19 protein-coding genes are annotated in these 21,952 nt (G+C 60.3%); 8 read left to right on the top strand and 11 right to left on the bottom strand.

From position 1 onward, the window contains the following. Positions 1-12: 12 nt before the first annotated feature. Complete coding sequence (locus tag Mal15_RS23525; protein ID WP_147869996.1) at positions 13-1,911, bottom strand: S8 family serine peptidase; 1,899 nt, start codon at positions 1,909-1,911, stop codon at positions 13-15. A 489-nt stretch (positions 1,912-2,400) separates the two neighbouring features. Then, positions 2,401-3,792: a hypothetical protein gene (locus tag Mal15_RS23530; protein ID WP_147869997.1), complete on the bottom strand. Its 1,392-nt coding sequence runs from the start codon at positions 3,790-3,792 to the stop codon at positions 2,401-2,403. A 62-nt stretch (positions 3,793-3,854) separates the two neighbouring features. On the opposite strand from Mal15_RS23530, the gene Mal15_RS23535 reads away from it, so the two are divergent. Beyond that, positions 3,855-4,871 (top strand): extracellular solute-binding protein, encoded by a 1,017-nt coding sequence (locus Mal15_RS23535; protein WP_315854305.1) that lies wholly within the window; start codon positions 3,855-3,857, stop codon positions 4,869-4,871. A 17-nt stretch (positions 4,872-4,888) separates the two neighbouring features. Beyond that, on the top strand, positions 4,889-5,410 hold the full coding sequence (locus Mal15_RS23540) for a hypothetical protein (protein ID WP_147869999.1): 522 nt from the start codon (positions 4,889-4,891) through the stop codon (positions 5,408-5,410). A 1-nt stretch (position 5,411) separates the two neighbouring features. On the opposite strand, the gene Mal15_RS23545 is transcribed toward Mal15_RS23540, so the two are convergent. Next, on the bottom strand, positions 5,412-7,724 hold the full coding sequence (locus tag Mal15_RS23545; protein ID WP_167547008.1) for a DUF4159 domain-containing protein: 2,313 nt from the start codon (positions 7,722-7,724) through the stop codon (positions 5,412-5,414). A 166-nt stretch (positions 7,725-7,890) separates the two neighbouring features. On the opposite strand from Mal15_RS23545, the gene Mal15_RS23550 reads away from it, so the two are divergent. The 3 genes from Mal15_RS23550 to Mal15_RS23560 all read left to right on the top strand — a co-directional run bounded on the left by Mal15_RS23550 (position 7,891) and on the right by Mal15_RS23560 (position 11,735). Then, positions 7,891-8,952 carry an AAA family ATPase gene (locus Mal15_RS23550; protein ID WP_147870001.1) on the top strand — a complete coding sequence of 354 codons (1,062 nt, stop codon included), beginning with the start codon at positions 7,891-7,893 and terminating at the stop codon, positions 8,950-8,952. After that, on the top strand, positions 8,949-9,866 hold the full coding sequence (locus Mal15_RS23555; RefSeq protein ID WP_147870002.1) for a DUF58 domain-containing protein: 918 nt from the start codon (positions 8,949-8,951) through the stop codon (positions 9,864-9,866). Before Mal15_RS23550 ends, Mal15_RS23555 begins: the two co-directional genes overlap by 4 nt. A gap of 387 nt (positions 9,867-10,253) precedes the next feature. After that, positions 10,254-11,735, top strand: a complete 1,482-nt coding sequence (locus Mal15_RS23560; protein WP_147870003.1) for a sulfatase — start codon at positions 10,254-10,256, stop codon at positions 11,733-11,735. A 159-nt stretch (positions 11,736-11,894) separates the two neighbouring features. On the opposite strand, the gene Mal15_RS23565 is transcribed toward Mal15_RS23560, so the two are convergent. Both Mal15_RS23565 and Mal15_RS34220 read right to left on the bottom strand, forming a co-directional pair. Next, positions 11,895-12,668, bottom strand: a complete 774-nt coding sequence (locus tag Mal15_RS23565) for a LuxR C-terminal-related transcriptional regulator (RefSeq protein WP_147870004.1) — start codon at positions 12,666-12,668, stop codon at positions 11,895-11,897. Between the two features lie 169 nt (positions 12,669-12,837). Beyond that, complete coding sequence (locus Mal15_RS34220) at positions 12,838-13,398, bottom strand: hypothetical protein (RefSeq protein WP_167547009.1); 561 nt, start codon at positions 13,396-13,398, stop codon at positions 12,838-12,840. Between the two features lie 172 nt (positions 13,399-13,570). Between Mal15_RS34220 and Mal15_RS23575 the strand changes: the two genes are divergently transcribed. Then, positions 13,571-14,725 carry a Gfo/Idh/MocA family protein gene (locus Mal15_RS23575; protein ID WP_147870005.1) on the top strand — a complete coding sequence of 385 codons (1,155 nt, stop codon included), beginning with the start codon at positions 13,571-13,573 and terminating at the stop codon, positions 14,723-14,725. A 123-nt stretch (positions 14,726-14,848) separates the two neighbouring features. Here the strand turns inward: Mal15_RS23575 and rpmA are convergent, their stop codons facing one another. Beyond that, positions 14,849-15,094 (bottom strand): 50S ribosomal protein L27, encoded by a 246-nt coding sequence (rpmA, locus tag Mal15_RS23580; RefSeq protein ID WP_147870006.1) that lies wholly within the window; start codon positions 15,092-15,094, stop codon positions 14,849-14,851. A gap of 468 nt (positions 15,095-15,562) precedes the next feature. Beyond that, positions 15,563-16,840: a glutamate-5-semialdehyde dehydrogenase gene (locus Mal15_RS23585; protein ID WP_147870007.1), complete on the bottom strand. Its 1,278-nt coding sequence runs from the start codon at positions 16,838-16,840 to the stop codon at positions 15,563-15,565. Positions 16,841-17,134: 294 nt separating this feature from the next. Here Mal15_RS23585 and Mal15_RS23590 point away from each other — a divergent pair, with 294 nt between their 5' ends. Continuing rightward, complete coding sequence (locus Mal15_RS23590; protein WP_147870008.1) at positions 17,135-17,920, top strand: TIGR00282 family metallophosphoesterase; 786 nt, start codon at positions 17,135-17,137, stop codon at positions 17,918-17,920. 81 nt (positions 17,921-18,001) lie between these two features. On the opposite strand, the gene Mal15_RS23595 is transcribed toward Mal15_RS23590, so the two are convergent. The 4 genes from Mal15_RS23595 to Mal15_RS23610 form a co-directional block, all read right to left on the bottom strand. Next, entirely contained in the window at positions 18,002-18,223 is a 222-nt protein-coding gene (locus Mal15_RS23595; protein ID WP_147870009.1) for a BON domain-containing protein, read from the bottom strand. 36 nt (positions 18,224-18,259) lie between these two features. Next, a complete protein-coding gene (locus tag Mal15_RS23600) occupies positions 18,260-18,463 on the bottom strand; it encodes a hypothetical protein (RefSeq protein ID WP_147870010.1) in 204 nt (67 codons plus the stop codon). A gap of 565 nt (positions 18,464-19,028) precedes the next feature. Next, the gene (locus Mal15_RS23605) at positions 19,029-19,769 is read right to left on the bottom strand and encodes a response regulator transcription factor (protein WP_147870011.1); all 741 of its coding nucleotides are present in this window, start codon (positions 19,767-19,769) and stop codon (positions 19,029-19,031) included. Positions 19,770-19,810: 41 nt separating this feature from the next. After that, entirely contained in the window at positions 19,811-20,761 is a 951-nt protein-coding gene (locus Mal15_RS23610) for a sensor histidine kinase (RefSeq protein ID WP_147870012.1), read from the bottom strand. 640 nt (positions 20,762-21,401) lie between these two features. Between Mal15_RS23610 and Mal15_RS23615 the strand changes: the two genes are divergently transcribed. After that, positions 21,402-21,848, top strand: coding sequence for a hypothetical protein (locus Mal15_RS23615; protein ID WP_147870013.1), 447 nt, complete (start codon positions 21,402-21,404; stop codon positions 21,846-21,848). The last annotated feature ends 104 nt before the right edge of the window (positions 21,849-21,952 follow it).

Genomic DNA, 21,952 nt, shown 5'->3' on the forward strand with positions numbered 1-21,952 from the left:
TTGGAGCGACGGCTATGCGTGGGATACCGATGGTCCCAAATCGGCGCGTCCCTCAAGGCTGGACAATGCGTTTGCCATCGGCTCGGTTTCGTCGCGTCCCAACACATCGTCCGTCCAATCAAGTTCGGTGTTTCCAAGCAGATCGTCAACGACGTGCGAAGGGAGCGGATCGGTGGAGACCAATTTTTTCATTGTCGCCACGTCAATCGATGGGGCGTCGACGACATCATTCGATGGCTGATCGAACGTTGCCGACTGGTTGCCCAGCAAATCCGACACCGCTGTTGCGAGATTGCCCGTCGTTGCTCGAACTCGCGTCGATGACGTTGTCGAACTTGCGATTCCCCCCCCTGCCCGTCCACCAGCCGATGTCCACCCCGCGGCGGCATAGGCGACGGAGTTTAAGGTGCTGGCCTTGCCGATCGAATCACTTGCTGTCGCTTGCCCGACGGTTCCGCCGGCGAGCAATGCTCGCAGTTGAGACGAGGTGAGTTGTGGGTTGGCCGACAGCGTCAACGCGGCCACGCCTGCCACATGTGGGCTGGCCATGCTGGTACCGCTCAGCGAACGGTAGCCGCCGCCGACATAGGCGCTGTAAACACGAACGCCCGGCGCGTCGATTTGAACGGCGCCACTGTTGCCCACATCGTTGCTGAAACCCGCGATGCGGCCGTCAACGTCATAGGCACCGACCGACAGCACGCCGGTCGACGCGGCGCTGTGTCGCGCCGGGTAACTGGGGCTGGTCGCTGATTCGTTCCCCGCCGCGGCGATCACCAGTGACCCCAAGGAGATCGCGTAGTTGATCGCTGCGGCGATCCGCGAACTGGCGTCGCCGCCGAGGCTGAGGTTGATGATTTGCGCGCCCGAGTCGGCCGCGTAGCGAATCCCGGCGGCAACGCCGGCATCCGATCCGCTGCCGGAATCATCCAACACGCGGACGGGCAGGATCTTGGCATCCGGCGCCACGCCGGTCACCCCAAACCCGTTGTCGCCCGCTGCGATCGTGCCGGCGACGTGCGTGCCATGACCGTTGCCGTCATCCGCCCAGGCGTCGCCGCCGACAAAGTCATAGCCCGAGACGTCGTCGATGAAACCGTTGCCGTCATCGTCGATCCCATTGCCAGCAATCTCGCCCCGGTTGATGTACAAGCTGTCGACCAAGTCCGGATGGTCGAGGTCCACGCCGGTATCGATCACGGCCACCGTGACCCCTTGTCCACGGTATCCGGCCGCCCACGATTCCGGCGCCCCGACGGCATTGAGATTCCAGTCCTGGCTGCCACCAAAGTAGGGCACGTCCGCAAGTGGCGTCACCGTGGTCGGCTGCGCGGGTGAGTCTCTTTGCTGCGCGGGTGAGTCTCTCTGCCGCGCGGGTGGGGCCGCTACTGCCGGTTGCTGGCTTTGGGCATCCACGGTCAATCGATAGAAAATGTTGCGATAATCGACCGCGGAGATCGCGATGTAGTATTCGCCCGCCGGCAGTGATCCCGACAGCGATTCGCTGCGATCGAGCGAACGCGTTGATGATCCGATCACGTGACCGCGGCGATCAACCACGTACAGATCGGCATCGTGATTGAGTTGGTCCAGCGTGATGCGGACGGTGGCTTCCGAAACGACTTCGAATCGAACCACATCGATACGGTCAAACCAATCCAGACTTCCCGCCCGCCGGATCGGGCCGTCGACAACGCCTAGGTCTGCCGCCGTTCGCATCGTTTCGCCGGCCGCATCGGAGGCGTTGTCGTTGACAGCAACGCTTTCAATCGATGGGGAGCTGTCGATTCGATCCTGCACCACCGGCACGACATCGCCCGCAAGCAGTCGACGCGTTTCGAGGGATTCAACCCCGAGCCGTCGGCGACTGGAAAAATGAACACCACCACGAAATCCTTTTCGTCGACGCATCACACATCCACCACGCACAGAGCGATTCACAAAACAGACGGACTCGGCGAGCCCGCGGCGACGGTATCAAAACCGTGGTGCCGGGTCAGCTTCAGTTTTCGTGGTGTTATCCCCCTGCTGATTCCCTTCGACATGGCAGGACGTCGTAGCAAGTGGAAAGGTAGGAAGATTTTGGAGGTAGGAAAATTGGCTAAATCGAATGGATGGTGTCTTTCATCATTTTCTTACCTCCGAAATCTTCTTACCCCATTTCTGCATGTGGCTAAGAATTGGGACCACGTGGGCGAACCGGCTAATGTCAGTTGAGTTTTCCTGGCGAGCCGCCCCGTATTCGTCTTTCGTAAATCGAAGCATCAATTCGTTAGATATTTAGCGATGGCAGGCCCCGCGATTCTGCGCAGCCCGGGCGTAGTATGGGGGCGGGAAACGAGGAATCGGGTCGTTGCCATTTTTTGACCAACAAATTTTTTGACCAAAAACTCCCCGACCCTACCTCCGAATCGTCACCCCATAACCGCCGCGATTATTGCCCAGGTCGTCCAGGTGATCGTTGATTCGAAACAGCAACCAGCAATGCTTGTCGATGACCAATTCGATTTCGGATTCGACACTCTGAATCAGCAACGGATCAAGCTGTTGTTCCTCGTCAGTTCTGTTGGGCAAGACGCACACCAGCAATTGACCGAGCGGCCGATCGTTGGCGTAATGGATCGTGACTCCGGGGGGCTCGCTGATCCACGGTTTCGGTTCGTCGTCCAGGCTGCATCGCCCCTCGGCGGTGATTTTGACTCGCATCCCGGGCGCAAATCGGACGCCGACGCTTTGCCAGCCCTGGTCTGCCGCGATCGTTTTCTCAAGCTGGCTTCCCCGCCACAGTTTGTCGGTCATCGCCAATTCGATGCGTTCCCGCGACCAGTCAAATCCGTAATCGATCGTGTGCGTCAACATTCGCCAGCGCGCTTGGACGATCGGCCACTGTTGTGCCAGTCGACGTTTAAACGCGGTGGTGAAGGCGACCGTTCGCACGCTGCCGTTGCGTGCCTCGGCCAGAACTGCCGGGCGGTAGTCGGGATACTCGGTCAACAACATCGCCGCCACCCAGCTCCAGCCGTACGATTCGACATCGCTTTTTAAATCCGGTGGGTATCGCAGCACGGCATCGAGGGCTGGAATTCGCTGTTCCTCGCGACGCTGCGACAACAGTTTGAACCGGCCCCAGTAGGGAACGGCCTGGCGTGATTCCGGTACCACGTTGACTTGGACTTGCTTTCCCGTGCCGTGGTGAACGCCCAGCATCTCCGCCAGCCCCTCGGCAAACCATGACGGCCCGGTGCCGTCGAACAACTCGATCGCCAACGCGTGCACGCCTTCGTGCAGCAACAGGTGGCGGGTGTAGTAGTCGCTCTTTTGCCGCAACGCCCAAATGTTGGAATCGATGGCATAGCCGAAGGGGAAACGCAGGTCCGGCGGCAGATCTCCGCTGTCACGAAATCGCTGTGGATCGGACATCACAAACGCGTCGACCCGCCAGCGGTCCAACGCCCCCGGTGTCAGTTGCCAGAACCGTTCCCACTGGGGGACTGCGGCATCGAAGGCGTCGACCAACTCGACCAGCGACTCACGCGAACCGGAGTCCGACTTCAACACGATGTGTTTGCCTTGGACTCGTAGCATCTCGACCGTCTGCATCTCGGGCGACGTTTGCGCAAACACCTCCGCGGGATTCAACGCCGCGATGCCGATCCATCCGATCAGTGTTAGAATGCGCCGAAACCAAGAAGCATTCAGTTGTTTTCTGAAAACGTGCTTCGCAGCACCGCGGAACGCGGCGCCGAAGTGCCAACCCAAGTCGATCGAACTGTTGTTGATAAATGAGACCATTGCACCATTCTAACCTGCACACCGCGAACCGACGATTCGCCCTTGAGACGCGATCCGCTGCGATTCGATGGTGCCTTTTGCTGTGCCCGCTGCTGTTGGGCACGACCGCCTGTGTCCCCAAAGCCGAACGGGACGTGGTCGTCTACTCGGCGCTGGACGAGCAGTTTGCGACACCGATTTTTGCCGCCTACGAACGAAGTGTGGATCACGAGACGGGGATCGTCGCCAAGTTTGACGTGGAATCGACGAAAACGGTCGGCCTGGTCAACCAGATTCTCGCCGAGCAGAATTCGCCGGTTTGCGATGTGTTTTGGAACAACGAGATCATGCACACCGTTCGGCTGCAAAAGCTGGGGTTGTTGAAACCGCGAACCTGGGCCGTCGCGCCGGGCTGGCCGAGTGACATGATCGCCAGCGATGGAACCTGGTGTGGATTCGCCGCCCGCGCAAGAGTGCTGCTGGTCAACACCGACAAGATTCCCTCCAAAGACGACTATCCGACCAGCGTGGCGGAGTTAGTGGATCCGAAATGGAAACACAACTGCGCGATGGCTCGGCCGTTGTTCGGAACCACCGCGACGCACTTTGCCGTGCTCCGTGTCCGTGACGGTCATGATGAAACGCTGGACTTCTTGCGCCAGATTCACGACAACGCCGTGGTGCTCTCTGGCAACAAGCAAGTCGCCCAAGCGGTCTCATCCGGCGAAGTCGCCTGGGGGCTGACCGACACCGACGATGCGATCATCGAAAAGGACCAATTGCGCAAGGTCGCGATCGTGTTTCCGGACCAACAACCCGATCAACCGGGGACGTTGCGGATCCCCAACACGTTGGCGATTTTGAAGGACGCGCCCAACCCGGTCGCCGCCGAATCGCTGGCCGATTACCTGGTGTCCGCCCAAACCGAAGACCGGTTGGCGATGGGGGACAGCAGCCAGCTGCCGATCAGCCGCGACAGTGAGTATCGTCCCCGCGTGATGCCGCGGGATCCGGTGCGTTGGATGAAGGTCGATTTCGAAGCCGCCGCTGAAGGCTGGGACGCGTGGGCCGCAGAAGTGATGGCGGTGTTTCCCGATTGATGAGCTGATCTTGTGCTATGCAGTACGTAACGCAGCTACCGGTTCACTCCAGCGAAGACGTCGTTCTGAACAAGGCGTCCGAATTGCTGATCGCCTGCGGTTTCAATGTGACTTCACAAAATGACAACGAAGTGAAGTTGCGGGGACCGGGCATGCGTAGCACCAATCAAAACCCGATCCTTGGGGCGACGGAAATCACGCTGCGACGGAGCCATTCAACGCGAGGAAAGATCGCCGTTCAAGCCGATCTGGGCGGTGTTCGTTGGATGCGCAATTTCATGATCTTCTTTCCGCTTTGTTTATTCGGTGGCCTATCCGCGTTCATGGTCATCACAATAGCCGTCGCCTTCGCGAACATCCCCCAGGCCAACTTCCCTCAAGGATTGATTGAAAAGCTGCTTGTCGGCGCGGCGTTCATGCTGCTGCTGTTTTCATGCTTCGGTGTCATCATGACCAAACGCATTCGCCGGAACGCCGAGACCGCGATCGACGCCTGTGTTTCGAACGCCGACCACTTGGTTCGTCGCGAAAACCAGTAGGTTACTGATTGAGCGCCATCTGCACGACGTTGGTGACGATTTTGGCAGCGTCTTCGGTCCCGTAGCCCGGGCACTGGACGGAGTTCTGGCTTTCAAGGGCGCAGCTGATGTCCAGCGGTGAAAACACGACCGCGACGACATCGTCGATTTCGGCGTATTCCAAAATCGGCGGCGAGGTCTGGCGGCGGATTTGTTGACCGCTCGCCCCGCGGCCGATCCGGCGAATGGTCACCGATCGAAGGTCGTAACCGTAGTACTGGGTGGACAGCATCGGGTGATCCGAGGGCATCGATTGCAGCGAGTTCTGTCCCAGCACCGCGGCAAACTCGCGGCGAAACGCTCGGGCAAAGGATTCGTCCCCGCAGATCGCGGTGCCCAGAATCACTCCGCCACGCTCGACGAATTGCCGCAGCACGTCTCGCTGGCCGGATGACAACACAAAGTCGCGTCGCCCATGGACCCACAACACCGCGACGTCCGCGAGGGCTTGCTCGTCGAAGGCGACCGGGTTTTCGGGCACGCTGATCGCGACCTGCGTTTGTTTGCGAATGATGGTCGACGCGTTGGGCAGCGCGCGGCGCGCGTCTTCACCGCCGGCACCGACATCCAGCCGCGCGATCCGTGTCGTCCCCCGCTCGCTCGATTCCACGCCGTCGGCTTGCAGCACGATCTGGGCGTCCAATTTGTCTTTCAGTTCACGCCCCGTCGCATAAGCGATGATGTTTTGGCCGATCCGGATCGAATGGTCGATCTGGCGGCGATCCGGATCGTCGGTCTCTCCGCGATGAAACAGTCGGTCGCCCAATTCCCAACGACACGTCAGACTTTGCGGCACGTAGAACACCGCGGTCCGACAGCAGGCTTGGACGCCGTAGACCCAAAACCCGTTGGGCATCGCACCGATGTCCACGTTGCGCTCGGCATTCCATACCGGATGAGACGTCGGCAATCGCTCCAGCGGTGCGCCGGGATACCACTCGGCACACAGGTTCGCCACGCTGTTCTGAAAATTCGCGGCGTTGCCACAACCGTTGTCACCACTGGCGTCAAAGACGATCGTGCCGCCCTGGTCGACGTAGTCCTTGAGTAGGTCGCTTGCGTTGGCATCGAGCGACAGTGCTTGTTTGCCGCTGATGACCAGCACGGGGGTTTGCAGCACGTCGACCAGCGAGGCATCTTCCAGCCGCACGGTCTGCCAGGTCAAATCGCGTCCCCATGCGCGTTCGACGTGACGCACCAGTTGTCGCAACGCATCGGGGTGCGGTTGCCATTCGGATTGTCCGGCGCGGTCACGCTGCAACTGTCCGACGACGACTTGACGTTTGCCTTTGGAAAGAAACAGCAACGCGAACGAGGTGGCGACGGTGGGGCGTTCCCATTGTCCGCCTTCCCAAAAACCTTGAAAGTCATCCTGTTGCGCGATCAATCGTTCGGCGCCTTCGCGATACCAATCGTGACCGCCAAAGAAACGGCGGCCGGAGAGTCGTCCGGTGCGTTCGACCGCGTAGAGATAATAGTAGTAGGTGTCGGCGCTGCCGCCGGGATTGACATCCACACTGAATCGCTTGGCCAACCAATCGATGCCGCGCGCGATCGGGTCTTGCTCGGTCGACGCACCGCCGCAGCATTCGATCTTGCCGTCGCTGACCGATGAACTGACGTTGCCCAGTCGACCGTTGGCGATGATCAATGACGCGATGCCCGCACAGGTCATGCTTCCCGTCGCCGAACTGCCCCCATAACCCCAGCCGCCGTTTGGTTTCTGTTGCAGTTCCCAGTAGTCGATCGCCTGCTGAAACACCTTCGGGTCGACCGTGACGCCACGGTCCTGGGCCGCCCCGAGGGCCAGCAATGCGAATTGGGCATTGGAGGGGTCGCCACCGAATTGGCGTTTCCCGCCGTAGCTCCAGGCCCCGATGGCGGTTTGGGATTCGGTCAACCACGTCACGTTGTTGCGAATCCGCGGCAAATCACTGGCCGAACCGTGTTGGCAGAACACGAGCGTTTGCAGCGCCACCGAATAGGTGCTTTCGGCAACCGTCGCCCGCAAATAGGTCATCGCTCGCTTGATCGCCGGGTCATCACGCGACACACCGGCGTTGAGCAGGGCGAGCGTGCACAACGACGACAGCCCGCACGATTGGCCCTGGAATTCGTCCCAGCCGCCGCGCTCACCCTGCGTGCTGCGAAGATAGGTAATCCCGCGATCGATCGCGCGATTGACCGCAGCGGCATCCACGTCGGCATGAACCGTCGCGGGAACCGTCCAAAATGCGACAACGACGGAAAAAACTAGCGTGATGCGGCGAAACAATCGGTGGTCCCCCTTTCCAGTAACCTGTCTGTCCATCTTACACTGATGCATCCATGTCGGCGATGCCGCCGGTGTCACCGCCGCGTGACTCGCGAAGCGAGAGCCACCTGATTCGACCCCCGTCCCCTTTTTGCACGTCCCCTTTTTGCAAGGTAGCCGCCCCATCGTGAGCGCCCCGACTCCACCCAACCCGCCGGCCGCCAAACCCGGCGGTCAACCCGGACGCAACCTCGGCGATGTCCTGCGTGAATTCTCCGATCACCAGTCGACGATCCGCAGCGAACTGTCCAAGGTCATCGTCGGACAATCCGAAACGATCGAGCAGTTGCTGGCGGCGATCTACACCCGCGGCCACTGCTTGCTCGAAGGCGTCCCGGGACTGGCCAAAACGTTGATCGTCAGCACGCTGGCCAGCATCCTGGACGTCAGCTTCAAACGCATCCAGTTCACCCCCGACCTGATGCCTTCGGACATCACCGGCACGCAAGTCTTGGAGGAGGACGAACACGGAAAACGTAGCTTCCGATTCGTCGAAGGGCCGATCTTTGCCAACATCTTGTTGGCAGACGAAATCAACCGCACCCCGCCGAAGACGCAAGCCGCGCTGCTCGAAGCGATGCAAGAACGCCAGGTCACCGTGGGACGCGAAACGTTTGCCCTGCCGAAACCATTCTTCACGATCGCGACGCAGAACCCGATCGAGCAAGAGGGGACGTACCCGTTGCCGGAAGCCCAACTGGACCGGTTCATGTTCAATATCAAATTGGACTACCCCTCGGCGGCCGAAGAAGAGCAAATCCTGACGACGACGACCCGGGGGGAAACCGCCAATGTCAACAAGGTCTTGTCCGCCCGCGCGATTCTGAACGTCCAGCAATTGGTCACCAGCGTGGCGGTCAATCCCTTTGTCATCAAGTATGTTGCCAGCATCGTCCGCGCCACCCGCCCGTCCGATGAAAGCTCGCCGGAATACATTCGCGACCTGGTCGATTTCGGCGCCGGGCCTCGGGCCGGACAAAACCTGATCGCCGGGGCCAAAGCGATCGCGGCGATGGAAGGTCGGTTCAGCGTCGACGTCAACGACGTCCGGAGGATCGCGTTGCCCGTGCTGCGGCACCGCATCGGGACCAATTTCCAAGCGACCGCCGACGGCATGGACAGCGACGCGCTGGTGACGCGATTGCTTCAGGATATCCAGCCGCCGCAACCGGAAAAAATGGCCAAATGAGCTCGCTGCTCTCGCCCGAAGCGCTGCAAAGTATCAAACGCTTGGACCTCCGCGCGCGGATGGTCGTCCGCGGGTTTCTGCAAGGGTTGCACAGCAGTCCCTTTCACGGTTTTTCCGTCCAGTTCAGCGAGCATCGACGCTACAACCGCGGTGACGACCCCAAACTGATCGACTGGTTGGTCTATGCCAAGACCGACAAGTACTTCGTCAAACGGTTTGAATCGGAAACCAACCTGGTCGGTTACCTGGTCATCGACCTGTCGAAGTCGATGGGTTTTACCGAAAGCCAATCGATGACGAAGTTCGAGTACGTGACCTGCCTGGCCGCCGCGCTGACGTACCTGATGATCATGCAACAAGACCCGGTCGGCTTGATCACGTTTGACGAAAAGCTCCACGCGTCCCTGCCCGCTCGCTCGCGTCGCGGGCATCTGGGCGATGTCATCGCCAGACTCTCGAACCTGAAACCCGCCGGGGCGACCGACGTCCCGGCCGCGTTGACTCAGGTGGCCGCCATGTTGAAGCAACACTCGCTGGTGATGCTGTTTAGCGACTTGTGGCCGGCCGATGACGGCGAAAAAAGTTGGCAGGAGCAAATCGCCGACGTCGTCTCTTCGCTGGCAAGGCTGCGGCACGCCGGGCACGACGTGATCGTCTTTCACGTGCTCGATGCGGCCGAAGTCGAATTCCCCTACGACGGCCCGGTGCAGTTTACCGATTCGGAATCCGGACAATCCGTCTCCGTCGACGCCTCGGGGTTCCGCGATGACTACCTGGCCGCGCTCGCCGAATTCCGCGACGCCTTCCGTGATGGCTGCAATCAACTGCAAATCGACTACGTCCCCCTGGATACCAGCATGCCGTTTGATACCGCGCTGACGGAGTATTTGATGCAGCGGCAGGGGCGGTTTTAGTGGGGGGCAAAACGATGGGGGCAAAACGATGGGGGCAAAACGATGGGGGCAAAACGATGGGGGCAAAACGATGGGAGGCAGAATGATACGGGGCAGAATGATGGGGGGCAGAATGATGGGAGGCAGAGTGATGGGGACGGAGTGATGGGGACGGAGTGATGGGGACGGAGTGATGGGGACGGAGTGATGGGGACGGAGTGATGGGGACGGAGTGATGGGGACTGACCGGCCTGCTCGGATTGACTTATTGTTTTGCCCCCATCGTTTTGCCCCCTCTCCTGCCCAACCGCGGCGATGCATCATCGACCGTTTGCCGGGACCTTTTTCGACCGAATATGATGTGTCCCTGCTCCCATCATTCTGCCCCGTATCATTCTGCCATCCTCCATGCTCTCATCGCCCGCTCTCGGTCATGCGTTCCGGCCCACCATCCTCGTGCTGTTGCTGGCCGGTTTCCCCGCACACCCCGCCGCCGCAGAATCTCCCAACGTGCTGTTCATCGCGGTCGATGACTTGGCATCGACGCTGGGGTGCTACGGCGACCCGATCGCCAAAACGCCGAACATCGATCGGCTGGCGGCATCCGGCGTGTGTTTCTTGAACGCGTACAACCAATTGCCGCTTTGCAATCCGACGCGGGCGTCGATCATGACCGGCCGTCGACCGGATGAAATCGGCGTCTATGACTTGGACCGTCACTTCCGCGACCAATTGCCCGACGTGGTCACGTTGCCCCAAGCGTTCCAGCAGCGGGACTATCTGGCGGCACGGGTCGGCAAGATCTATCACTACAACGTGCCCGCATCGATCGGAACCGATGGGTTCGATGATCCGCCGTCGTGGAACCTGACCGTCAATCCCAAAGGCCGCGACAAGAGCGACGAAGCGTTGATCTTCAACGCCGAGCCACACCGAAAGATCAGCGCTGCGCTGTCATGGCTGGCTGCCGACGGCCGCGACGACGAACAAACCGACGGGATGATCGCCAGCGAAGCGATCAAGTTGATGGAAGCCCACCGTGACGAACCGTTCTTTTTAGGTGTCGGGTTCTTCCGCCCCCACACACCTTACGTCGCGCCCAAAAAGTACTTCGACCTGTACCCGCTGGAAACGATCTCGCTGCCGTACGCGCCGCCGGGGGATCGAGACGACATCCCGACGGCTGCGTTTGCGCACAATTGTCCGATTCCCAATTACAACTTGGATCCACCGACGCTGCGCCGCGCCACCCAAGCTTATTACGCCTGTGTTTCGTTTGTCGATGCCCAGGTGGGGCGGCTGCTCGACGCGCTGGAGCGATTGGAGTTGGCCGACGATACGATCGTCGTGTTCTGGAGCGACCACGGCTATCACCTGGGCGAACACAACGGCATCTGGCAGAAACGCACGTTATTCGAGCAGTCGGCCAAGTCACCGCTGATCATTCGTGTTCCGGGAGCAGCCGGCAACGGCCAGGCTTGTCGACGCATCGTCGAGTTTGTGGACATCTATCCCACCGTGGTCGGTGCGGCGGGAATCGAAGGGCCGCCGGGGCTTGCCGGCCGTGACTTGGCAACGTTGCTGGAGGATCCGCTAGCGGACTGGGACGGCCAAGCGATCACGCAAGTCTTGCGGCCCGCCGATGACCGGCTGGAGACACAGGTGATGGGATGCAGTATTCGCACCCAGCGTTATCGCTATACCGAATGGGCCGAAGGGGCGCAAGGCGTCGAACTTTATGACCATCGCGCCGATCCGTTGGAGTTTGACAACTTGGCGATCGAGCCCGATGCCAGGCGTCAGGCCGTGATCGATACGCTGCGCGATCAACTGCGCAAGAAAGCCAGCGGCACGATCCCTCGCGTGCCGGTCAACCCCGCCAGGTTGTAAGGCGGGATAGGCTTTTGCAGACCCGAGAGTCGCCGTGTTCTCCGAACTCGGCGGACCGAAAAGGCGAAGCTTTGCCCCGCGCCGACCTCGGAGAGGACGGCGACTGTCCAGCCAATCGAAAACGAAGCTGCGGTAAACCGCGCGGCTCCATTGACCGGATCAGCGCGGTGTCGGCGGGTTGAACACGTTCGTCGGCTTGGTGGCGATCGGCGCGACGCCGGAACTGCGCGAATCGAGTCGCAGGCCGCCGGGCGGTTTGGCGGGTTTTCCGGCGGGGAAGACCACGTCATGCAGACTGCCCAGGATTACCACTCGCGTCATCTCGGCGGTGCTCCGCACGTTCAATTGACGGTACGCCTTTTGACGTTCCCGTTCGATCGTCTTGACTGACACCTTCAGCTTCGTCGCGATCTGTTTGTTCGGTGCACCTTCGACGACATAATCAACGATTTGACGCTGGCGGTCCGGCAATCCTTGGTACAACCGGTGGCAACGCAAGACATCGAATTGGTGTTCGACTAGCGTGCTCAGACCGACCGCATGTTGGATCGTTTCGATGATCTCGGGAATTTCCATCGAGTTGATGGCGACGACGTGCGCGATCCGCGCGACGGCTTCCGATGCCGCCATCCCACTTGTTTCATCCAGGACCAACACGACCGGCGCCACCACGTTCTTTTCGAACAGCAACTGCTCGATGCTGGTCCATTGCTGGATCCGCGGATCATAGTCCAACAGCACACAGGCCACATCGTTGTCGGCGGCCGCCTGGTTGATCAGCGAGGTGATGGAAGAGGACGTTTGGAAGCGACAGTTCTCCGCCTGTGCTGCCTGGGCGACCTTCGAGAGCCAGCCGGCGTCCTTGCTTGCCGCGTACACGACCGGCCGGGGAGTTGGTGTCAGGCCCATCGGGGTTTCGTTGTGGTTCAGCATCGTTTCGCCTTCGTTGGTTGGCGTCGGTGGGGGCGGCGGAAAACAGTCACAACCGCGTTAGGATTTTTCTCATCACCTGTTGCATCGGCTTGTATGAGTGTTCGCCCTCACCAACCGCGAGGGCGTTTACTACACGGGTGTTCGTCACGCAGGTGAATAAAACGCAGTGTCAAACACACGTGTGTGATCCACGCATGTGGGTTGCCGCAAACGGGGGCGCATCGGGATAGCGGCGGGGCGTCGACTCACAGTAGCCAGCGGGCGGCGAAACACGAGTGACATCAGCCGATTCGCGCGAGCGTTCGGGCCCAGTGTCGATGGGGGCGCCGGTGTCGATGGGGGCGCCGGTGTCGATGGGGGCGCCGGTGTCGATGGGGGCGCCGGTGTCGATGGGGGCGCCGGTGTCGATGGGGGCGCCGGTGTCGATGGGGGCGCCGGTGTCGATGGGGGCGCCGGTGTCGATGGGGGCGCCGGTGTCGATGGGGGCGCCGGTGTCGATGGGGGCGCCGGTGTCGATGGGGGCGCCGGTGTCGATGGGGGCGCCGGTGTCGATGGGGGCGCCGGTGTCGATGGGGGCGCCGGCGTCGATGGAGGCCCGTAGGCTGGCGCCAAACGGCTGATCCCATGAGCGCTTCGCGGAATCGAAAACGCCGGAATCCTGCGAACGAAAATACGAGCGAATCGAACGATTTTGCACGGCCCTGGCAAAGCCCGGGAACGAGGAAAGCACCAGTCTGCCTCCCCCTCCCTGCCGGGGAGGGTTTCTTCCTCGTGTGGTAGCTTGGTGCTTCTCTCTGGCGCTTTTCTGTCAGCGCGCCACCTGGAACCCGCGTCGTCGGTGCGACACACTGTGCGGCGTACTTCTTGATTTCAGCCTTCTTGATTTCAACGCGTGGTGACGGATGACAGGCTTTCGAACCGTGGTGGTAGGGACCGGATTTATTGGACCCGTTCATGTCGAAGCGCTCGGCCGGGCCGGTGTGCAAGTCGCCGGTGTGGTCGGGTCGAGTCCGGAAAAGTCGATTGCCGCGTCGCAGCGTCTCGGTTTGCCCGCCGACTACAAGACACTTGACGATGTGTTGGCTGACCCGACGGTCGATTGCGTCCATCTGACGACACCGAATCGTTATCACTTCGACCAAGCCAAGGCGGTGCTGCAGGCCCGCAAACATGTCGTCTGTGAAAAGCCGTTGGCGATGAACTCGACCGAGTCAGCCGAACTGGTTCGCATCGCAAGGGACAGCGGGCGCGCCGCCGCGGTCGCCTACAACATTCGGTTCTATCCGCTGTGCCACGAAGCAGCCGCGCGGGTCCGCAACGATTCGCTCGGCAGCCTGTTGCACGTCACCGGTTCTTATGTCCAGGACTGGCTGCTCAAGCCGACCGATTTCAATTGGCGTGTGCTGGCCGCCGACGGGGGGGAGTTGAGAGCCGTCGCCGACATCGGCACCCACTGGTTGGATTTGATCCAATTCATCAGCGGTCGTCGCATCACGTCGGTCTGCGCGGACTTACGCACCGTGTACCCGACGCGGCAGCGGCCGACCGGTCCGGTACAAACCTACTCCGGCGATACCCCCGCGGATGTGGCGACCGAGCCGGTCGAGATCACGACCGAAGACTGCGGTGCGATCATGCTGCGGTTCGCCGATGGGGCAAACGGTTGCCTGTGGGTTTCGCAAACCACCGCCGGCAAGAAGAACTGTTTGCGTTTTGAATTGGCCGGATCGAAGCAATCCTTGACCTGGGACAGCCAGTCACCCAACGCGCTGCAACTCGGCAACCGCGATCGGCCCAATGAGTCGCTGGTCCGCGATCCGGCGGCGATGGAACCAACCGCCGCAGCGATTTCGAGCTACCCCGGCGGTCACAACGAAGGATTCCCCGATACCTTCAAGCAACTCTTTCGCAGTTTCTACGGGGCGATCGAGAAAGGCATTCTGTCGGACCCGGCGCCCTATCCGACATTCCTGGATGGGCACCACGAAATCCTGCTCTGCGAAGCGATCTTGAAGAGTCATCGCCAGCAACGATGGGTGGATGTCGCCTCCGCATAGGTCATGCGGAGGGCCTTGCTTGCGTTGAGATTCTCTCCTTCTGGGAGAGACGGCGTTTGCGCATCAAGCAAACGCGAGAGAGGGGCGACGGTTTGCGAAAGTCTTGGCGACTTCCGCTACGGCCTAAGCCGTCACGACGTTGATGCGTCGGCCTTTTTGGTCGAATTCGACCTTGCCGTCGACCAGGGCGAACAGCGTGTAGTCGTTGCCCTGTCCGACACCGCGTCCGGCACGCCAACGGGTACCACACTGACGGATCAGGATGTTGCCCGCGCTGACTGCTTCGCCGCCGAATTTTTTGACGCCACGACGTTGTGCGTTGGAATCGCGGCCGTTGCGGCTGGATCCCTGACCTTTCTTATGTGCCATCTTTCTAGACCTGAATCGTTGTGTTTTTTGGGGGTCCAGGAGAATATCGACAGATCCCTTGGACTTCAACCCGTTTCCAGGGGCAGAAAGGCGCAGATTTTGCGGCGGGTGCCACCAACGCCGTCAGGTCGGGGGCTGTCATCCGGTGGCGATTGAGCTCCCTGGCAGGGGGCGTGCGGTTTATAAGTCTTTGATTCTCAGGGTTTTTTGCAAATTTCTCTGGCCGCCCTGAACCATAGGGAGGTCGATTGCCCACGGATGAAAGCGCGAACCCACGGATCCCAGGCCGCATCACATCCGTGGGTTCGCACTGCTATCCGTGGGCTTATTCGGTTCTTCCAGACCTCCTGCCCGATCGCTCCACCTCAAAGCCAGCTTCCTGCCAAAGGGAGTGAAACGCGTAGACGCCTTGTATCTCCGGGGTTAAAAACCGCACGGCCTCTGTCGCCGACGGTGAGTCGGGTCGGGCTACGTGCGGATCTGTCCGTCGCCTTTGACGATGTACTTGTACGTCGTCAGCTCGCGCAATCCGCAGGGGCCGCGGGCGTGGAATTTGTCGGTGGAGATGCCGATTTCCGCCCCCAGCCCGAAAACGCCGCCGTCGTTGAACCGGGTGCTGGCGTTGACCATCACCGCCGAGCTGTCGACGCCCGCGGTGAACGTTTCGGCTGCGGCCAAGTCGCGCGTGATGATCGCGTCGGTGTGGTGTGATCCGTAGCGATTGATGTGTTTGATCGCGTCGTCGATCGAGCGAACCACCGCGACGCTGATCACCGGCCCCAGGTATTCCGTCCCCCAGTCCTCTTCGCTTGCCGGCACGCTACCGGGGATCAGTGGGGCCGCCGCTTGGTCGGCGCGGATCTCGACGTTTTCGGCTTGCAGTCGCTCGGCGATGACCGGCAGCGCCGACGGGGCGATCGATTCGTGGACCAGCAACGACTCGCAGGCGTTGCAGACTCCCATCCGTTGGCATTTCGCGTTGTGAACGATTTTCGCAGCCATGTCGACGTCCGCCGACTGGTCGACATAAACATGGCAGTTGCCGTCGTAGTGTTTGATCACGGGCATCGTCGCTTCGCTGGTGACACGACGGATCAGCCCTTCGCCGCCGCGTGGGATCGCGACGTCGATGTACTGGTCGAGCGAAAGGAACTCGCCGACGGCGGATCGATCGGTCGTCGATACCAGCTGGACGGCCGCCGGGGGCAACCCGCAGTTCTCTGCCGCGGCGGACAGCAAGTCGACGATCGCACGGCTGCTGTGAATCGCTTCCTTGCCGCCTCGCAAGATGACGGCGTTGCCGCTCTTGACGCAGATGGCTGCGGCGTCGGCGGTGACGTTGGGGCGGCTTTCATAGATAAAGAACACCACGCCCAGCGGCACGCGTTTCTTCAGAATTTGCAACCCGCCGGGACGTGTAAACCCGTCAAGGACTTCACCGACCGGATCGGCCAACATGCTGACCTCGCGGAGCGCCGTGGCGATGCCGCCGATTCGGTCCGCATTGAGTCTCAGCCGGTCCACCGCCGCGTCGGTCAGACCGTAGCCGGGAGCCGCCGCCAAATCCTGTTCATTGGCGGCGATGATTTGGTCGACTGATGCGGTCAGCGCGTCGGCCGATTCGTTCAACCAACGATTCTTGATTTCCGCGTCGAGCGTCGCCAGTGCCGCAGAAGCTTCTTTGGCGCGTTTCGCGGTGTCACGACAGTACGTGGCGAGATCGATGGAGGGCGCGGCCGTGTTCATGGACGTGGAAAGTTGCTGAAAGAAAGGAAGCGGAATCGCGAAATCCGGTTTGAACCTCTATCACCATAGCCGAACTGTGCCGGGAAGGAACCGCCAGAGGTCACGCGAGCGGAAAAGGGCGGTACGACGCCCTATTCCGCGGCACGTGGCGTCCTGGAGCGTTGACGACGGGCGACTGCACCGATACGGTTTGGCCTGTCGGCTTCCCCGTCCGCCGGGCGGTTGGTGCCGCCGGCTCGTTGTTGTCTTGTTTTCGAATCGCAGTCCCCCAACCCCTGCAGTGATTCACCCGGTATGAAGTTCCTGTTTCTCGGAGACATCGTCGGAAAACCGGGCATGAGCGCTGTGCTGCAAAATACGCAGCGGATCCGCGAGGAGTTGGACTTGGACTACGTGATCGCCAATGCGGAGAACGCTTCGGACGGTTCGGGTTTGATGCCCAAGCAATTCGAGCGGTTGATCGACGGCGGAATCGACGGGGTCACCTTGGGGGACCACATCTTTCGTCGCAAAGAGATCATCCGGACGCTGGAAAAAAGTGATCGCATCGTCAAACCGGCCAATTACCCCGACGAGGCTTCGGGGCGACGCTGGTCACTGGTCAAACGAGGCGGGCGGCGGCCTTTGGCGTTCGTCTCGATCATGGGACGCGTGTTCATGCGACCGGTCGATTGTCCCTTCAAGGCGCTCGATGAAGTGTTGGCCGAAATCGAGCCGCACACCGATCACATCCTGGTTGATGTGCATGCCGAAGCCACCAGCGACAAGCAATGCATCGGTCGCTACCTGGACGGCCGGGTCACCGCCGTGCTCGGCACCCACACGCACGTCCCCACCGCGGACACGTGCATCCTGCCCAGTCGAACCGCGTTTCAATGCGACGTCGGCATGTGCGGGCCGTACGAGAGCATCATCGGGCGAGACATCGAACGGGTCACCCACACCACACGAACCGCAGAGCCCTGTCACTTTCACGTGGCCACCGGTGACGTGCGGCTGTGCGGTGCGATTGTCGAATCGGACGCCGAGGGGCGTGCGGTCAAGATTGAACGATTCGAACAGCGCGTGATCGTCAACTAAAAGAAAAAGCCGGCAACATGATTGCCGGCCTTTGTCGCTCGCTGCCCGATCACAGGCAGCAACTCTCATGGCCGTCCGCTATCAGTTGCGAACGTCGACGTGGTTGACCACTTGCAACGACCCGGCGACCGGCAGCACGGCCTCTTGTGCCAGTTGCTTGTGATAGAAGCTGCGGACGTTGCCGTGAAGCTGCAGCTCGTTAGATTCCTCATCCACTCGCAGCGAACGAAGTTCCGGCACCGAGCTTTTTGCAAGGAGAGCAGATGCCGCTGTCACGATCTCTCGGGTTTGCATCGTCGTCATAAATCAAGTCTATAAGATGTGTTGATTGGAGGACGATCAAATATCACACATTGCAAAGAAATTGCCTACAGGAATTTCAAGAATTTCGAGCAATCGTTGCTTCATTCGATCGCGCGGCGCGAGTGTCTGCGGTGCATCCGCGATGTCCGATGGAATGCAATTGATGCGCGCGACGGGCGCAGGCGTTTTCGTCAAGGACGGTCGACGGACATTCTTTTGTTTGCTAGCAAATACATTCATGAAAACAATTTCGGATCCGCGCATGATCCGCCTTGACCGCCGCAAAGGGGCGCCCGTATCTTCCGCCCATCGCTGAGACGCTTGGCCTTGAGCCGAACAAAGCTCAGCGATCGAAGCGACTCGCTGGCGTGATCCTGCACTGGCGCCTTGGAATTCATTAATCGATTCTTAGGTAGCTGCGGACGAACCGTACGGCACGGATTCGACGGATTGAATCACGTGTGACGGTGAAGGCGGCGAGACGCAGGCAAGTGTTCGGCAGGTCCCGGCAAGGAAGCATGGGACCGCGTCGAACCGAACCCGAGTGGTTGCCAGCCACACACGATCCACCGGCTCCCGGTCCCATAGCGCGTTATCCTCCGCCCCCCTAGGATCTCGTACTGGACCGGGGGCTTTTTTTATGCGCACGCCTCTTTTGCGCACGCTGCTCTGGTAAACATGGATTGTCGTCGCTGCGTTCGCCGGAGCGTGGAAACGGCTGGGGATCCACCTTCTGGCGAAGGTCGCCACGATTAACTGACGCGATCACCACGCGTCATTCGCCCGACCTGATGCCGCTCGGCGATCACTCCGCTTGACCGTCCGTCGGTCCCAAGATGAATCGGTAACCGGCGTCACGAATCGTCAGCAGGTGGGTCGGTTGACTGCTATCGGGTTCGATGATCTTGCGCAATTGCGCGACGGTTTGATCGACCGCGCGTGTTTGCAGGTTTCCGTTGATCTCCCAAACTTCGCTCAATAATTCGCTGCGGCTGATTACGCGGTCGGGGTTTTCGACAAAGTACTTCAGCAGTTTCAATTGCTTGGGTGTCATCGGGACCGTCTTTCCGCCGACGGAAACCTCGTGGTTAAGAAAGTGTGCCGAAACGTTGCCGAACTCGATGTAATCGACCGATGCACGCATGCGGCGCTGCGACGCCTTGCCCGGGGAGGGAGGGGAATGCTGCAGCAGGTTCTTTACCCGGCTCAGTAGTTCATCCAGTTCGAAGGGCTTGTTCATGTATTGGTTGGCGCCGACGTCAAAACCCCGCGCGCGGTCTTCGGCCAGCGTTCGGGCCGACAGCATCAAGATCGGCGTGGTGACCCCGGCGTCGCGAATCGTCTCGCAAACCGTGTAGCCGCTCATCCCCGGCAGCATTAAATCCAAGACGATCAAATGGATCGGTTCGCTGGACGCATCGATCAATCGCAGCGCCGTCGGTCCGTCTTCGACCAACGTGACGCGATAGTTGTCGGCTTCAAGGTTGTACTTGATTCCGACCCCCAAGTGCTTTTCATCTTCGACGACAAGGATATGAGGACGCATAGCTGTATTGGTTCAAGGGCGAGGGGAAGGACGTGGCAGTTTCAGGTTTCAGGTTTCAGGTTGGTGTCGGTGACGACGTTTTTCATGGTGACTTCGAAAACGGTGCCTGCGTTGCCGTCGATTTCGCGCCGGCCCCGAATCCTGACGCTCGCACCGACGGATTTGCTGACCGTCCGCACCAGGTACAGCCCCAGTCCGGTGCCCGGAGTGCTGCGTTCGAGTTCGTTTCCCAGACGCACGAATCGGCCGAAAATCTTGCGGCGTTTGTCATAGGGGATTCCCGCGCCGTTGTCGGTGATCGAAACGACCACTTGATCTTCTTTTCCTTTTCCTTCAACTGGGCGAATCGACGCAATGACTTCGGGGGGAGACCCGCCGTATTTGATGGCGTTGTCGATCAGGTTGCGGAATAAGATTTCGACCTGGACCGAACGGCTGCGGATCGTCACGGGGGTGCTGTCGACTTGGACCGTCTCGGTCGGCAGGCGGTAGCGCATGCATGCCGCTTCGCCGCATTCGGCAAGCATTTGGTCCAGCCGGAACACCTCGTCGTCTTCGGGTTCGCTTCCCCGGTCGATGCGGGCCGCGTCCAACAGGTGGTTGATCAGGGCGTCCAGCCGTTCGACGTCTTCCAACATGATGCGGTGGAAGTCACGTTGCTGGCTTTCGTCGACGCTGTGCCGCGACATCGTCTGCAGGTACAGCTTCAACGACGCGATCGGGCTTTTCAGTTCATGGGTGACCGAGTCGATGAAGTTGGATTGGCGTTGGTTTAAACGAACGGCCTTGATCGTCAGCGTCAAATAGACAATCACTCCGGCGAGAATGCTCAACAGCAACAGGCTGCCCAGGATGAACAGCGTCCAGAACAACCCGCTGCGCTCCGAGCCGATGAAGCTAGACACCGTATAGATCGCACCGAGGATCACCACCAGGACGATCAGGACGACCCCCAGAGTGACGGGGGCTCGCAGGGAACGGCGTTCGAGCATTACAGGTTAAATGTGTGACAGGGGCGGATGGGGCTGCGTCTGCGGTTCAGGGCGGCCGCCCCAGAGTTGCGACGCTCGATGCAGTGGCGGATCCCGCGGAACGCTTGGTCATCGGGAGATCGAGGACCAGTTTAACGCCGCTCGGCAATTTGGCTGTAGCGGTGGTGACGCGCGGGCTTGAACCCAAACCCGAAAACGGAAGGCCGGCCGGAGAGGCCGAATGTTCGTGGCAACCGGCGGATGTCGAGCGACGGTCAGCCGTCTGGCGCGAGCCGACGCGACCTGTCTGCGTTGCCTCCTCGCGGACCCTTGCCGGAGGACGATCGGGATTCAATGTGCGCAGTCCGGGTATGCATCGGTTGAAGTCAGCGTTCGGTCGATCAAGCCGCCTTTGTGCTGGCCGCAACGCCTTTCGGGCAGCCGCAAAAATGTTGAACGCGCGTTCATTCTGTGGCAGTCACTGGTCGACAAACACGACGGGGCTTCGCCAGTTTGCCGAGCGCTGATACCCACGATTTGACAAATATCAAGATTCGGTCCGCTTTTTCCGCTTTCTGCCCATGACGGGATTTAGGTTCCCGGCAATAATCGGATTAAGTGAGTTTAGTTTCCACTAGGCGGAAAATAACGAGAGGGGTCTATGAATAGCCACGTGCAGGTGATTCGGTTTTCAGAAGCGACCATCCGCCAGGTCAGGCTCGATTGCAATCGGGCCATGATCCGCGCCCGCTTTTGTCCACAACGCAGTGAAATCTTGCAGTTGCGATGTATCGACAATCGGGCCGAAACGGAAACCGAATTTGGCAACCAGCTCTGGTATTTCGAAGGGGTCGGCGTGGACGAATTGGACCGCCGCCATCGGGTCTATGGCGTGGTGGAATACTCGACTCAATTCGGTTTGAACGAACTGGTCGAAGACGGGGTGTTCACGACCGAAAACCAACGCGAGCGGTTTCGCAGTCTGTATGAACGCGAGATCCAACGGCCGGATTGGCGGCATCCGGGGCATCGCTGGTTGGCAGCGGCGGTGATCGCCGTTTCGATGGCATGGTTGGGCTATCTGATGTTCGGGGCCGCCGCGGGGTAGCTGAACTGTCGACGTCCTCTCCGAGGTCGGCGTGGGGCAAAGCTTCGCTTTTTATGCGCACGCCGATTTTATGCGCACGCCGAGTTCGGAGAACACGGCGACCC

The organism is Stieleria maiorica, assembly GCF_008035925.1.
Lineage (GTDB): Bacteria > Planctomycetota > Planctomycetia > Pirellulales > Pirellulaceae > Stieleria > Stieleria maiorica.